Origin of the sequence: Kosakonia sp. S42 (assembly GCF_016624785.1) — a bacterium.
Lineage (GTDB): Bacteria > Pseudomonadota > Gammaproteobacteria > Enterobacterales > Enterobacteriaceae > Kosakonia > Kosakonia cowanii.
This window is the reverse complement of the sequence record NZ_JACVTW010000003.1, coordinates 194116-209005: the sequence shown is the minus strand read 5'-3', so window position 1 is coordinate 209005 and position 14890 is coordinate 194116. Positions and strand designations below refer to the sequence as shown.

The window sequence follows — 14890 nt, the reverse complement described above, 5'->3', positions numbered from 1 at the left end:
CTTTGCCACCCATTTATGAGGTGCAAAGTGTTAAAAAAATCATTGTCACTGCTGCTGCTGATTGCCGCCCCCGTTTTCGCTAAACCCGTCCTGACTGTCTACACCTACGACTCCTTCGCCGCCGAATGGGGGCCAGGCCCTGCGGTAAAAAAAGCCTTTGAAGCCGACTGCAACTGCGAGCTGAAGTTCGTGGCGCTGGAAGATGGCGTCTCGCTGCTCAACCGTCTGCGTATGGAGGGCAAAAAGAGCAAAGCCGACGTCGTGCTCGGTCTGGATAACAACCTGCTGGAAGCGGCTAGTCAGACAAAACTCTTTGCCAAAAGCGGCGTGCCGGATGACGCGGTGAAGGTGCCGGGCGGCTGGAGCAATGACACCTTTGTGCCGTTCGATTACGGCTGGTTCGCCTTCGTCTATGACAAAACCAAACTTAAAAACCCGCCGAAGAGCCTGAAAGAGCTGGTCGAAAGCGATCAGAAGTGGCGCGTGATTTACGAAGATCCGCGCACCAGCACGCCAGGGCTCGGCCTGCTGCTGTGGATGCAGAAAGTCTATGGCGATAAAGCCCCCGAAGCCTGGCAAAAGCTGGCGGGCAAAACCGTTACCGTCACCAAAGGGTGGAGCGAAGCCTACGGCCTCTTTTTGAAAGGTGAGAGCGATCTGGTGCTGAGCTACACCACTTCGCCTGCCTACCACATCATCGAAGAGAAGAAAGAGAACTACGCGGCGGCGAACTTCAGCGAAGGCCACTACTTGCAGGTTGAAGTCGCGGCGCGTACCGCCGCCAGCAAGCAGCCGGAGCTGGCGGAAAAATTCCTCAAATTTATGGTTTCACCCGCCTTCCAGAGCGCCATCCCAACGGGCAACTGGATGTACCCGGTGAGTAACGTCGCGCTGCCCGCCGGTTTTGACCAGCTTGAGAAACCGCAAACCTCGCTGCAATTCTCGCCGCAAGAAGTGGCAGCCCAGCGCGCAGCATGGATAGCCTCGTGGCAACGCGCCGTCAGCCGCTAATTCCCGGCTGGCTGCTTCCTGGCCTCACCGCCGCCACGCTGATGGTGGCGGTCGCGGTGGCGGCCTTTTTCGCGCTGTGGCAAAACGCGCCTGTCGAAGGGCTCTCCGACTTGTTGTCGGACAGCTACCTGTGGCACGTGGTGCGATTCTCCTTCTGGCAGGCTTTTCTCTCTGCCCTGCTCTCCGTGGTGCCCGCCATTTTTCTTGCCCGTGCGCTCTACCGCCGACGCTTTCCCGGCCGCCAGCTGCTGCTGCGCTTATGCGCGATGACGCTGATCCTGCCGGTGCTGGTGGCGGTGTTTGGCATTCTCAGCGTCTATGGTCGCCAGGGGTGGCTCGCCGCGCTCTGCCAGACGCTCGGCATTGAGTGGACTTTTTCGCCCTACGGCTTACAGGGCATCCTGCTGGCGCACCTCTTTTTTAACCTACCGATGGCCTCGCGCCTGCTGCTACAGGCGCTAGAACAGATCCCCGGTGAGCAGCGCCAACTGGCGGCGCAACTGGGCATGCGCGGCTGGGCCTTCTTCCGCTTTGTCGAGTGGCCCTGGCTGCGTCGCCAGATCCCGCCGGTGGCAGCGCTGATCTTTATGCTCTGCTTCGCCAGTTTCGCCACCGTACTGTCGCTGGGTGGCGGCCCGCAGGCAACCACCATTGAGCTTGCCATCTACCAGGCGCTTAGCTTTGATTTCGATCCCGCCCGCGCGGCGATACTGGCGATAATCCAGATGATCTGCTGCCTCGGGCTGGTGCTGTTAAGCCAGCGGATGAGTAAAGCCTTCGCCGTCGGCAGCCATCACATTCAGGGCTGGCGCGACCCGGAAACGCGCTGGTTTAGCCGCCTCGCCGATACGCTGTTAATTGTGCTGGCACTGCTGCTGATGCTGCCGCCGCTGCTGGCGGTGATCGTTGACGGGCTAAATGTCAGTTTGCTGAAGGTGCTGGCAGAGCCGGTGCTGTGGCAGGCGGTGTGGACGTCGCTGCGTATCGCGCTGGTCGCCGGGCTGCTCTGCGTGGTGCTGACCATGATGCTGCTGTGGAGCAGCCGCGAACTGCGTGCGCGCCACCGTGCAGCCGCCGGGCAGGCGCTCGAACTGAGCGGCATGCTGATCCTGGCGATGCCGGGGATTGTGCTGGCGACCGGCTTTTTCCTGCTGCTTAATAACACCATCGGCTTGCCCGACTCCGCCGATGGCATCGTGATATTCACCAATGCGCTGATGGCGATCCCCTATGCGTTAAAGGTGCTGGAAAACCCGATGCGCGATCTCACCGCGCGGTATGCGCTGCTCTGCCAGTCGCTCGATATTGCCGGTTTTCGCCGCCTGTGGGTGGTAGAGCTGCGCGCGCTGAAACGCCCGCTGGCGCAGGCGCTGGCCTTTGCCTGCGTGCTGTCGATCGGTGATTTTGGCGCGGTGGCGCTGTTCGGCAATGAAGATTTCCGCACGCTGCCCTTCTATCTCTATCAGCAAATCGGTTCTTACCGCAGCCAGGATGGAGCAGTCACCGCGCTGATCTTGCTGCTGCTCTGCTTTTTACTCTTCACTGTGATTGAAAAACTACCGGGCCGCCATGCTAAGACTGATTGATGTCACCTGGCTTTACGAACACCTGCCGATGCGCTTTACCCTTGCAGCCGAACGGGGTGAGCAGATTGCCATTCTCGGCCCCAGCGGCGCGGGGAAGAGCACGCTGCTGAACCTGATTGCCGGGTTTATCACCCCGGCGAGCGGCACGATTTTACTTGGCGATGAGGATCATACCCGCACGCCGCCCGCGCGCCGTCCGGTGTCGATGCTGTTTCAGGAGAACAACCTCTTCACCCACCTGACGGTGCGGCAGAATATTGCTCTTGGTTTACATCCGGGGTTGAAGCTGAATGCCGCGCAGCGGGAGAAGCTTAATGAGATTGCCGCCACCATGGGGCTGGAGAGCCTGCTGGAGCGACTGCCGGATCAGCTCTCCGGCGGCCAGCGCCAGCGCGTAGCGTTAGCACGCTGTCTGGTGCGCGAGCAGCCGCTGCTGCTGCTGGATGAGCCCTTTTCCGCGCTCGATCCTGCCCTGCGCCAGGAGATGCTCGCGCTGGTGCAGAGCGTCTGCCGTCGCCAGCAGTTAACGCTGCTGATGGTGTCGCACAGCGTGGAGGATGCTGCGCGCATCGCCGAACGCGCGCTGGTGGTCGCCGAGGGGCGTATCGCCTGGGATGGCGCAACCGACACGCTGCTTCGCGGCAACGCGCCGGTCTCTGCCCTGCTCGGCATTCAGGCTCAGTGACCGCGGATCACCTTGCCGAGAATATTGAGATAGATTGGCATCAGCGGGTGTTTCGCCAGCATCACTACTGCCGCAATGGCAATCACCATCGTGCCCGGTGCCAGCCAGAGCAGGCGCTGTCGCGGCAGATATGCCGTTAAACGATCGCTGCCCGATTTCCCCGCGCGCCACAGACGCCAGCAGAGCCAACAGGCCAGCCAGAGCACAATCGCCGTCAGCAGCAGCAACCATTTAAAGCTGCTGCTCTGCATATCGGCAGGAATATCGATCGCCGCACCGGCGAGAATACCCGGCAGGAAGTAGAAGGGCGGCCACAGCAGGCAGCCAATGATATTCGGCGGTAAAAATTTGCGGATCGGCAGATCGAGCATCCCGGCGACCATCGGCACCAGCGGGCGCGTCGGGCCGACAAAGCGCCCCACCAGAATGGTAAACAGGCTGTGCTCATGCAGCGCGTGTTCGGTCTTATCGAGCAGCGCTTTGTGCTTTTTCAGGAAAGACCAGCGGTGCAGCGGTTTCTTAAAGCGCCAGCCGAGCCAGAAGGAAATCCAGTCACCGAGCAGGCAGCCGACAATGCCCGCCAGCCACGCATGCCAGAAATTAACTTCCCCGCTGCCAATCAATGCGCCCAGCGCCGCCATCATCACCGTGCCGGGAAGGATCAGCCCCACCAACGCCAGCGACTCAAAAAAAGCGACCAGCGCAATCGCCACCAGCGAGTACATGGCTGACTGGGTAATAAAGTGTTCCAGCAATGCTTCCATAAAGGGTCCTGTTCAGATTGAACGCCGGATTCTGCGGAGCGCCTCCGCCACCGTCAAGCTTTCAATTATCTGAATCTTTACCACTTATGTCAGATTGAAGAACAGATTATTTCCATTCTTTACGCTTCATTCACATCCAGCACGAAACTCGCTCGGGCTGGCACCGGTGCATTTTTTAAAGACACGAGAAAAGTAGAGCTGATCGTCAAAGCCGACGTTGCGCCCGACGCTGGCAATCGGCATCCGCGTGGTGCTGAGCAGCAGCTTCGCCTGGCTGATGCGCTGATCTTCGCGCCAGCTCAGTACGCTAACGCCAAGCTGCTGGCGAAAGAGATGCGACAGGCGCGACGGCGAGAGGCAGACATGCTGCGCGACGCTGGCAATATCAAAATGGTTATCGGAAAGGTGGTCGCTGATGTACTGACAGGCATCACGCACGCGGTTATCAAGGGGCGGATTAAGGGATTCGTTAATCGCCTCCATACGCCGCAGCAGCAGCTGTTCGAGCAGGTTAATCGCCAGATGTTCAGCGTAGCGCCCGGCACTCTGCCCGGCGTCGATAATTTGCGCGAAAAGGTCGCGAAAACGATCCATATGCGCATCATCCGGGCGGTAAAAACCGGTTTGCGCGAAGAGCGTCGGCCAGTTTAGCCACTCCTGCCAGTAGGCGCGCGGACGGAAGTAGACCCACTGGTGATACCACGCCTCGGCGTCAGGATGGCGGCCATAGTGGTGAATCTCGCCGGGGGGAAAGAGCAGAATATCGCCGGGGCGGCAGACAAACTGTTTGCCCTGGTTCATCACCACGCCTTCGCCGCGCACCGTCAGGTTGAGGATATAGCCCTTCATCCCCAGCGGTCGGTCAACAAAAAAGTCGAGATAGCTTTCCGATTCAATCGGCGTCAGACCCGCCACCAGGTGCGCGTTAAACGAGTACCCGGGCAGCAGTGGATCATTTTGAGATTCGGCCATAAAACGCATTACTCCCCTACCCGACAAGGAAACCAATTGTCCATATTGTCATTCCCGTTATTTCCCGACTAATGGCGGGCAGAGCGCGTCAATACTGCCATCACGCGATGCCGCAAGACAAAAGCGATAAGCCCTTTTTAACGCCTTAAAGCAGGGTCAAAACGGATAACGAAAGTGTCTATAAAGGTGACAGAAATGTCCACATCGAATTTTTGCACGGCGTCACACTTTGCGATGCCATAGCAATTTCGTCCATAAGATTAGCGAATCCTGCCTGACGGTTTTCGCCGCCGATCTCTATCGTTTTTCTAACGGTTATTCTTATGGAGCACTAAGCATGGCAATCACGATTGGCCTCGATTTCGGCAGCGATTCAGTACGTGCGCTGGCGGTAGACTGCACATCCGGGGCGGAGATCGCCACCAGCGTCGAGTGGTATCCGCGCTGGCAGGAGGGCCGTTATTGCGACGCGCCGCATAACCAGTTTCGCCATCACCCGCGCGATTACATCGAATCGATGGAAGCGGCGCTCAAAAGCGTGCTGGCAGAGTTAAGCGACGCCCAGCGCGCAGAGATCAAAGGCATTGGCGTAGACAGCACCGGCTCCACCCCTGCACCGATTGATGCCGAAGGCCGCGTGCTGGCGCTGCGCCCGGAGTTTGCCGACAACCCGAACGCCATGTTCGTGTTGTGGAAAGATCACACCGCCGTGGAAGAGGCGGAAGCCATCACCCGTCTGTGCCACACCTCCGGTAAAACCGACTACTCGCGCTACATTGGCGGCATCTACTCCAGCGAATGGTTCTGGGCGAAGATCCTGCACGTTACCCGCGCCGACAGCGCCGTGGCGCAGGCCGCCGCCTCGTGGATCGAGCTCTGCGACTGGGTGCCTGCCCTACTCTCCGGCACCACGCGCCCGGAAGCGATCCGTCGCGGGCGTTGCAGCGCCGGGCATAAATCCCTGTGGCATGAAAGCTGGGGCGGTCTGCCGCCTGCCGCCTTCTTTGATGAACTCGATCCGATTATCAATAAACACCTGCGCTGGCCGCTCTTTACCGAAACCTTTACCGCCGACCGCCCGGTGGGCACGCTGACCGCCGAGTGGGCGCAGCGCCTGGGGCTGCCTGAATCGGTGGTGATCTCCGGCGGCGCGTTCGACTGCCATATGGGTGCCGTTGGCGCGGGCGCACAGCCCAATACGCTGGTGAAAGTGATCGGCACCTCCACCTGCGACATTCTGATCGCCGATAAACAGAGCGTTGGCGACCGCGCGGTGAAAGGTATCTGCGGCCAGGTTGACGGCAGCGTGGTACCGGACTTTATCGGCCTTGAAGCGGGGCAATCCGCCTTCGGCGATATCTACGCCTGGTTTGGCCGCATCCTCGGCTGGCCGCTGGAGCAACTGGCGCAGCAGCACCCGGAACTGAAAGAGCAGATCAAAGCCAGCCAGAAACAGCTGCTGCCGGCGCTTACCGACGCGTGGGTGAAAAATCCTTCTCTCGATCACCTGCCGGTGGTACTCGACTGGTTCAACGGTCGCCGCACGCCAAACGCTAACCAGCGCCTGAAAGGGGTGATCACCGATCTGAATCTTGCCACCGACGCGCCGGCGCTGTTCGGCGGGCTGATTGCCGCCACCGCCTTCGGTGCCCGCGCGATTATGGAGTGCTTTACCGAACAGGGTATTGCCGTTGACAACGTGATGGCGCTTGGCGGCATCGCGCGGAAAAACCTCGGCGTAATGCAGGCCTGCTGCGATGTGCTCAACCGCCCATTGCAGGTTGTCGCCTCTGAACAGTGCTGTGCGCTGGGCGCGGCTATCTTTGCCGCCGTCGCCGCAGAGGTGCACGCCGATATCCCGGCTGCGCAGCAGAAGATGGCGAGCGCCATCGAGAAAACGCTCCAGCCTTCGGCACAGGCGCAGCAGTTTGAACGGCTCTATCGTCGCTATCAGCAGTGGGCCGTCAGCGCCGAGCAGCACTATCTCCCTTCAGCCGCGACAGTTTCGCCGGCCGCGTTAACCCATTAAGGACACGATCATGACTATTTTCGACAAGTATGAAATTTGGTTCGTTATTGGCAGCCAGCACCTGTACGGGCCGGAAGCCCTGAAGCAGGTGACGCATCATGCCGAGCAGGTGGTTAACGCCCTCAACGCAGAAGCAAAACTGCCCTGCAAACTGACGCTGAAGCCGCTGGGAACCACGCCGGATGAGATTACCGCCATCTGCCGCGATGCCAACTATGACGAGAAGTGCGCCGGGCTGGTGGTGTGGCTGCACACCTTCTCGCCGGCGAAAATGTGGATCAACGGCCTGTCGATCCTCAATAAGCCGCTGTTGCAGTTCCATACCCAGTTCAATGCCTCCCTGCCGTGGGACAGCATCGATATGGACTTTATGAACCTCAACCAGACCGCACACGGCGGCCGCGAATTTGGCTTTATCGGCGCGCGTATGCGTCAGCAGCACAGCGTGGTAACCGGTCACTGGCAGGATAAACAGGCTCATTCCCGCATCGGTGCGTGGATGCGTCAGGCGGTGTCCAAACAGGATACCCGTCACCTGAAAGTGGTGCGCTTTGGCGACAATATGCGTGAAGTAGCGGTAACCGACGGCGATAAAGTGGCCGCACAGATCAAATTTGGCTTCTCGGTAAATACCTGGGGCGTCGGCGATCTGGTGCAGGTGGTGAATGCGGTGAGCGACGGCGATATCAATGCGCTGGTCGATGAGTATGAAAGCAGCTACCGCCTGACCGCGGCGGCCCAGGTGAACGGCGATAAACGCCAGAACGTAATTGATGCCGCGCGTATCGAGCTTGGTCTGAAGCGCTTCTTAGAAGAGGGCGGCTTCCACGCCTTCACCACCACTTTTGAAGATCTGCACGGTCTGAAACAGCTGCCGGGTCTGGCGGTACAGCGCCTGATGCAGCAGGGCTACGGCTTTGCCGGCGAAGGCGACTGGAAGACCGCAGCGCTGCTGCGCATTATGAAGGTGATGTCCGGCGGCCTGAACGGCGGCACCTCCTTTATGGAGGATTACACCTACCACTTTGAGAATGGCAACGACCTGGTGCTCGGCTCGCATATGCTGGAAGTGTGCCCTTCTATTGCTCTCGACGAGAAACCGACGCTCGATGTGCAGTATCTCGGCATCGGCGGCAAGGCCGATCCGGCACGTCTGATCTTCTCCACCAAAACGGGTCCGGCGATCAACGCCAGCCTGATCGATCTCGGCGATCGCTTCCGCCTGCTGGTGAACTGCGTTGAAGCGGTGAAAACGCCGCACGATCTGCCGAATCTGCCGGTGGCGAATGCCCTGTGGAAAGCGCTGCCGGACCTCAACACCGCCTCCGAAGCGTGGATCCTCGCCGGTGGAGCTCACCATACCGTCTTCAGCCAGGCGCTGACGCTTGATGATATGCGCCAGTTCAGCGAGCTGCACGGCATTGAGCTGACGGTGATTGATGAAGATACCCGCCTGCCAGCGTTTAAAGATGCGCTGCGCTGGAACGAGCTCTATTACGGTTCTAAGCGCTAAGCCGATGCCCGGTGGCACTGCGTTTACCGGGCCTACAAAACCCGAAAGCCGGATAAGCAACGCGCCATCCGGCGATACAGACGAAACAAACCCGTAGGCCGGATAAGCACGCGCCATCCGGCGATACAGGAGAAACCGATGCTCGACGATCTCAAACGGCAGGTGCTGGAAGCCAACCTGGCACTGCCAAAACATAATCTGGTCACCCTGACCTGGGGCAACGTCAGCGCCGTCGACCGCACCCGCGGCGTGCTGGTGATCAAACCCTCCGGCGTTGACTACAGCGTGATGACCGCCGAGGATATGGTAGTGGTGGATATCGCCACTGGCAACGTGGTTGAGGGGACGAAAAAGCCCTCTTCCGATACCCCCACCCACCGCCTGCTCTACCAGGCATTTCCGACCATTGGCGGCATTGTCCACACCCATTCGCGCCACGCCACTATCTGGGCGCAGGCCGGGCAGCCTATTCCGGCGACCGGCACCACTCACGCCGACTACTTTTATGGCGAGATCCCCTGCACCCGCAAAATGCGCGATGAGGAGATCAACGGTGAATATGAGTGGGAAACGGGCAATGTGATTGTCGAAACTTTCGAGAAAAACGGTATCGACGCGGCGCAGATGCCCGGCGTGCTGGTGCACTCCCACGGGCCGTTTGCCTGGGGTAAAAATGCCGATGACGCGGTGCATAACGCCATTGTGCTGGAAGAGGTGGCCTATATGGGCATCTTCAGCCGCCAGCTCAATCCGCAGCTGCCCGCCATGCAGCAGACGCTGCTGGATAAGCACTATTTACGGAAACACGGCGCGAAAGCCTATTACGGACAATAGCTGTATAAAACCACAGCATCACCTACCGAACCAGGCTATAATCTCGCCTGGTTTCGGTTGAGTGAGAGCAAACTGTGGCGCAGGCGCAAGAAGGCTTTATTTTAACCCGTCACTGGCGGGATACGCCCAACGGGACGGAGATCGAACTCTGGCTTGCCACGGATAACGGCCCGCTGCGCGTGGTACTGCCGCCGCAGGAGTCGGTTGCCTTTATTCCCGCCGAACAGGCGGACAAAGCCCGCGCGCTGCTGCGCGATGAGCACAACTGGCGCTTAACGCCACTCTCCCTCAATGATTTTCACCGCCGTCCCGTAATGGGTCTCTACTGTCGCGCCCACCGTCAATTAATGCGTTTTGAGAAGCTGCTGCGCGAAGGCGGTGTTACCGTCTATGAAGGCGATGTCCGCCCGCCGGAGCGCTATCTGATGGAGCGCTTTATCACCGCTCCGGTGTGGGTCGATGGCGAACCGCGCGGCAACGCGCTGGTCAATGCACGCCTGAAGCCGAGCCCGCACTATCGCCCGCCGCTGAAGTGGGTGTCGCTGGATATTGAAACCACCCGCCACGGCGAGCTTTACTGCATCGGCCTTGAGGGCTGCGGCCAGCGCACGGTCTATATGCTCGGCCCGGAGAATGGTGATGCCCAGGGGCTCGATTTCGATCTTATCTATGTCGCCAGCCGCCCGCAGCTGCTGGAGAAGCTTAACGCCTGGTTTGCCGAGCACGATCCCGATGTGCTGATTGGCTGGAACGTGGTGCAGTTCGATTTGAAAGTGCTGCAAAAGAGCGCCGAGCGCTACCGGGTGCCGCTAACCCTCGGGCGCAACGGCAGCGAGCTGGAGTGGCGCGAGCACGGCTTTAAAAACGGCGTCTTCTTTGCCCAGGCACCGGGCCGCTTGATTATCGACGGCATCGACGCGCTGAAGTCCGCCTTCTGGAGCTTCTCCTCCTTCTCGCTGGAATCGGTATCGCGCGAGCTGCTCGGCGAGGGAAAAGCGATCGACAACCCGTGGGATCGCATGGATGAGATCAACCGCCGCTTCGCCGAAGATAAGCCGGCGCTCGCTACCTATAACCTGAAGGATTGCGAGCTGGTGACGCGTATCTTCCATAAAACGGAGATCATGCCCTTTTTGCTGGAGCGTGCGACGGTCAACGGCCTGCCCGCCGACCGCCACGGCGGCTCGGTTGCCGCCTTTAGCCACCTCTATTTTCCGCGCATGCACCGCGCCGGTTATGTGGCACCCAATCTCGGCGATGTCGCACCGCAGGCGAGCCCCGGCGGCTATGTGATGGACTCACGCCCAGGCCTCTATGATTCGGTGCTGGTGCTCGATTACAAAAGCCTCTACCCGTCGATCATCCGCACCTTTCTTATCGATCCGGTCGGTCTGATTGAGGGGCTGGCGCAGCCGGATGCGGCGCACAGCACGGAAGGTTTTCTCGGCGCGTGGTTTTCGCGCGAGAAGCACTGCCTGCCGGAGATTGTCGGGCAGATTTGGCACGGGCGCGATGAGGCCAAACGGCAGGGCAATAAGCCGCTGTCACAGGCGCTGAAGATCATTATGAACGCCTTCTACGGCGTGCTCGGCACCACCGCCTGCCGCTTCTTTGATCCGCGGCTCGCCTCGTCGATCACCATGCGCGGGCACCAGATCATGCTGCAAACCAAAGCGCTGATTGAAGCCGAAGGGTATGACGTGATCTATGGTGATACGGACTCCACCTTCGTCTGGCTTAAACATCAGCACAGCGAAGAGGCGGCGGCGAAAATTGGCCAGCAGCTGGTCGACACGGTTAACCGCTGGTGGACCGCGCATCTGCAACAACAGGGGCTGGAGAGCGCGCTGGAGCTGGAGTTTGAAACCCATTTTTGCCGCTTTCTGATGCCGACCATTCGCGGTACCGATCAGGGGAGTAAAAAGCGCTACGCCGGGATGATTCAGGAGGGCGATACGCAGCGCATGGTGTTTAAAGGCCTTGAGACGGTACGTACCGACTGGACGCCGCTGGCGCAGCAGTTTCAGCAGGCGCTCTATCTGCGTATCTTTCGCAACGAGCCCTACCAGGATTATGTTCGCGAGACCATCGCCAGCCTGATGGCGGGCGAACTGGATGCGCAGCTGGTCTACCGCAAGCGCCTGCGCCGCCCGCTGGCGGAGTATGAGCGTAATGTGCCGCCGCACGTGCGCGCCGCGCGTCTTGCCGACGAGGAAAACCAGAAGCGCGGGCGCGCGCCGCAGTACCAGAACCGCGGCACCATTAAGTATCTCTGGACGACGAGTGGTCCGGAACCGGTCGATTACCAGCGCTCGCCGCTCGATTACGATCACTATTTAACGAAGCAGTTGCAGCCGGTCGCCGATGGGATCCTTCCTTTCCTTGACGATGACTTTGCTACACTGATGACAGGGCAGCTGGGACTATTCTGACCGTGATGCTGCACGAATCGGTCTATACGAACGAAGTTGGTTCCAGTACCATAGCGCCCTTCCTTTTTCTGGCCCCAAATTTATCCGCCCGCCTGTCGCCAGGCGGTGACGAACTATTGCCTGCAATTAGAGATTAGAGTTCATTTATGCCCTTTACACTTGGTCAACGCTGGATCAGCGATACGGAAAGCGAGCTTGGACTTGGTACTGTCGTTGCGATGGACGCGCGCACGGTCACCCTGCTTTTCCCCGCCACCGGTGAAAATCGCTTGTATGCCCGCAGCGACTCTCCCGTCACGCGCGTCATGTTCAATCCCGGTGACACCATCACCAGTCACGACGGCTGGCAGCTCACCATCGATGAAGTCAACGAAGAGAACGGTCTGCTCGCCTATACCGGTACGCGTCTTGATACCGGTGAGAGCAACGTGGTGCTGCGTGAAGTGCTGCTCGACAGCAAGCTGGTGTTCAGCAAGCCGCAGGATCGTCTTTTCGCCGGGCAGATTGATCGTATGGACCGTTTCGCGCTGCGCTACCGCGCGCGGAAATACCAGAGTGAGCAGTACCGCATGCCGTGGAGCGGCCTGCGTGGGCAGCGTACGAATCTGATTCCACACCAGTTGCACATCGCCCATGACGTGGGCCGCCGCCATGCGCCGCGCGTGCTGCTGGCCGATGAAGTGGGGCTGGGCAAAACCATTGAAGCCGGGATGATCCTGCATCAGCAGCTGCTGGCGGGTGCCGCCGAGCGCGTGCTGATCGTGGTGCCGGAAACCCTGCAACACCAGTGGCTGGTTGAGATGCTGCGCCGCTTCAACCTGCGCTTTGCGCTGTTTGATGACGATCGTTATGCCGAAGCGCAGCACGATAGCGATAACCCGTTCGAGACTGAGCAGCTGGTGATCTGCTCTCTTGATTTCGTGCGCCGCAGCAAGCAGCGCCTCGAACACCTGTGCGATGCCGAGTGGGATCTGCTGGTGGTCGATGAAGCGCACCACCTGGTGTGGAGCGAAAAAGAGGCGAGCCGCGAATATCTCGCCATTGAACAACTGGCCGAGCGCGTGCCGGGCATTCTGCTGCTGACCGCGACGCCGGAACAGCTCGGTATGGAGAGCCACTTTGCGCGTCTGCGCCTGCTCGACCCGAACCGTTTCCATGATTTCGCCCAGTTTGTTGATGAGCAGCAGAACTACCGTCCGGTGGCCGACGCCGTCGCGCTGCTGCTGGCGGGCGAACGCCTGAGCAATGACGATCTCAATATGCTGAGCGAGCTGGTGGGCGAGCAGGATATCGAGCCGCTGCTGCAAACCGCGAACAGCGATCGCGACGGCGCTGCCGATGCGCGCCAGGAGCTGATCGCCATGCTGATGGATCGCCACGGCACCAGCCGCGTGCTGTTCCGTAACACCCGTAATGGGGTCAAAGGCTTCCCGAAACGCGAACTGCACACGGTGAAACTGCCGCTGCCGACCCAGTACCAGACGGCGATTAAGGTCTCCGGCATCATGGGTGCGCGCAAAAGCCAGGAAGAGCGCGCCCGCGACATGCTCTACCCGGAGCAGATCTATCAGGAGTTTGAAGGCGACAGCGGCACCTGGTGGAACTTCGATCCGCGCGTCGAGTGGCTGATGGGCTACCTCACCAGCCACCGCTCGCAGAAGGTGCTGGTGATCTGCGCCAAAGCAGCGACCGCGCTGCAGCTGGAGCAGGTACTGCGCGAGCGCGAAGGCATCCGCGCAGCGGTGTTCCATGAAGGGATGTCGATTATTGAACGCGATCGCGCGGCGGCCTGGTTCTCGGAAGAGGATAGCGGCGCGCAGGTGCTGCTCTGCTCCGAAATCGGCTCTGAAGGGCGTAACTTCCAGTTCGCCAGCCATCTGGTGATGTTCGACCTGCCCTTCAACCCGGATCTGCTCGAACAGCGTATTGGCCGTCTGGATCGTATTGGCCAGGCGCACGACATTCAGATCCATGTGCCATATCTTGAAAAAACCGCGCAGTCGGTGCTGGTGCGCTGGTATCACGAAGGGCTGGACGCGTTTGAACACACCTGCCCGACCGGCCGCGCCATCTACGACAGCGTGCACGGCGAGCTGATTAACTACCTGGCCGCACCGGAAAACACCGACGGTTTTGACGAGCTGATTAAAACCTGCCGCGCGCAGCATGATGAGCTAAAAGCGCAGCTGGAGCAGGGCCGCGACCGCCTGCTGGAGATCCACTCCAACGGCGGCGAAAAAGCGCAGGCGCTGGCTGACAGCATCGCCGAACAGGATGACGACACCGCGCTTATCGCCTTCGCCATGAACCTGTTTGATATCGTCGGCATTAACCAGGACGATCGCGGCGAGAACATGATTGTGCTGACGCCATCGGATCATATGCTGGTGCCGGACTTCCCGGGCTTGCCGGAAGATGGCTGCACCATCACCTTTGAGCGTGATGTAGCGCTGTCGCGCGAAGATGCGCAGTTTGTCACCTGGGAGCACCCGATCATCCGTAACGGCCTGGATCTGATCCTCTCCGGCGATACCGGTAGCAGCACCATTTCCCTGCTGAAGAACAAAGCCTTACCGGTCGGCACGCTGCTGGTGGAGCTGATCTACGTGGTCGAAGCACAGGCACCGAAACAGCTGCAGCTTAACCGCTTCCTGCCGTCGACGCCGATCCGCCTGCTGGTGGATAAAAACGGCAACAACCTCGCCGCGCAGGTGGAGTTTGAGACCTTTAACCGCCAGTTGAGCGCGGTCAACCGCCATACCGGCAGCAAACTGGTCAACGCCGTACAGCAGGAAGTGCATACCATCCTGCAAAAAGGGGAAGCCCAGGTGGCTGACGCCGCGAAGGCGCTGATTGAAGCCGCGCGCCGCGAAGCCGATGAGAAGCTCTCTGCGGAGCTGGCGCGTCTGGAAGCGCTGAAAGCCGTCAACCCGAACATTCGTGATGACGAGCTGGAAGCGATCGAAAGCAACCGGCTGCAGGTGATGGAGAGCCTGGCGCAGGCCAGCTGGCGTCTGGACGCGCTGCGTCTGATTGTCGTCACGCATCAATAAACGGAGCCCGC

General features: G+C 59.9%; 10 protein-coding genes. 8 read left to right on the top strand and 2 right to left on the bottom strand.

Features of this window, described 5'->3' with window-relative positions:
* Positions 1-27 precede the first annotated feature (27 nt).
* From thiB to thiQ, 3 genes are read left to right on the top strand one after another with little or no spacing between them, the layout of a single operon-like run.
* Positions 28-1011 (top strand): thiamine ABC transporter substrate binding subunit, encoded by a 984-nt coding sequence (gene thiB / locus IAE50_RS06610; RefSeq protein ID WP_200579875.1) that lies wholly within the window; start codon positions 28-30, stop codon positions 1009-1011.
* A complete protein-coding gene (gene thiP, locus IAE50_RS06605; RefSeq protein ID WP_200579874.1) occupies positions 987-2597 on the top strand; it encodes a thiamine/thiamine pyrophosphate ABC transporter permease ThiP in 1611 nt (536 codons plus the stop codon). The genes thiB and thiP overlap by 25 nt, the downstream gene beginning before the upstream one ends.
* A complete protein-coding gene (gene thiQ, locus IAE50_RS06600) occupies positions 2581-3282 on the top strand; it encodes a thiamine ABC transporter ATP-binding protein ThiQ (protein WP_200579873.1) in 702 nt (233 codons plus the stop codon). The genes thiP and thiQ overlap by 17 nt, the downstream gene beginning before the upstream one ends.
* On the opposite strand, the gene IAE50_RS06595 is transcribed toward thiQ, so the two are convergent.
* Together IAE50_RS06595 and araC are read right to left on the bottom strand one after the other, a co-directional pair.
* Positions 3276-4046: a DedA family protein gene (locus IAE50_RS06595; protein WP_094419348.1), complete on the bottom strand. Its 771-nt coding sequence runs from the start codon at positions 4044-4046 to the stop codon at positions 3276-3278. The two genes, thiQ and IAE50_RS06595, sit on opposite strands and share 7 nt — an antisense overlap.
* A 126-nt stretch (positions 4047-4172) precedes the next feature.
* Positions 4173-5018: an arabinose operon transcriptional regulator AraC gene (gene araC, locus IAE50_RS06590; RefSeq protein WP_042718368.1), complete on the bottom strand. Its 846-nt coding sequence runs from the start codon at positions 5016-5018 to the stop codon at positions 4173-4175.
* A 337-nt stretch (positions 5019-5355) separates the two neighbouring features.
* On the opposite strand from araC, the gene araB reads away from it, so the two are divergent.
* The 5 genes from araB (at position 5356) to rapA (ending at position 14879) form a co-directional block, all read left to right on the top strand.
* Complete coding sequence (gene araB, locus IAE50_RS06585; protein ID WP_054802795.1) at positions 5356-7047, top strand: ribulokinase; 1692 nt, start codon at positions 5356-5358, stop codon at positions 7045-7047.
* Between the two features lie 10 nt (positions 7048-7057).
* On the top strand, positions 7058-8560 hold the full coding sequence (gene araA / locus IAE50_RS06580; RefSeq protein ID WP_094419346.1) for an L-arabinose isomerase: 1503 nt from the start codon (positions 7058-7060) through the stop codon (positions 8558-8560).
* A gap of 138 nt (positions 8561-8698) precedes the next feature.
* On the top strand, positions 8699-9394 hold the full coding sequence (gene araD / locus IAE50_RS06575) for an L-ribulose-5-phosphate 4-epimerase (RefSeq protein ID WP_094419345.1): 696 nt from the start codon (positions 8699-8701) through the stop codon (positions 9392-9394).
* 74 nt (positions 9395-9468) lie between these two features.
* Positions 9469-11826: a DNA polymerase II gene (gene polB, locus IAE50_RS06570; RefSeq protein ID WP_200579872.1), complete on the top strand. Its 2358-nt coding sequence runs from the start codon at positions 9469-9471 to the stop codon at positions 11824-11826.
* Positions 11827-11972: 146 nt separating this feature from the next.
* Positions 11973-14879: an RNA polymerase-associated protein RapA gene (rapA, locus tag IAE50_RS06565; protein ID WP_076768905.1), complete on the top strand. Its 2907-nt coding sequence runs from the start codon at positions 11973-11975 to the stop codon at positions 14877-14879.
* Positions 14880-14890: the final 11 nt, after the last annotated feature.

Excerpts from the sequence above, each read along its gene's own strand:
- thiQ (WP_200579873.1), top strand. The coding sequence starts at position 2,581 with ATGCTAAGACTGATTGATGTCACCTGGCTTTACGAACACCTGCCGATG.
- IAE50_RS06595 (WP_094419348.1), bottom strand. The coding sequence starts at position 4,046 with ATGGAAGCATTGCTGGAACACTTTATTACCCAGTCAGCCATGTACTCG.
- araC (WP_042718368.1), bottom strand. The coding sequence starts at position 5,018 with ATGGCCGAATCTCAAAATGATCCACTGCTGCCCGGGTACTCGTTTAAC.
- araB (WP_054802795.1), top strand. The coding sequence starts at position 5,356 with ATGGCAATCACGATTGGCCTCGATTTCGGCAGCGATTCAGTACGTGCG.
- araA (WP_094419346.1), top strand. The coding sequence starts at position 7,058 with ATGACTATTTTCGACAAGTATGAAATTTGGTTCGTTATTGGCAGCCAG.
- araD (WP_094419345.1), top strand. The coding sequence starts at position 8,699 with ATGCTCGACGATCTCAAACGGCAGGTGCTGGAAGCCAACCTGGCACTG.
- rapA (WP_076768905.1), top strand. The coding sequence starts at position 11,973 with ATGCCCTTTACACTTGGTCAACGCTGGATCAGCGATACGGAAAGCGAG.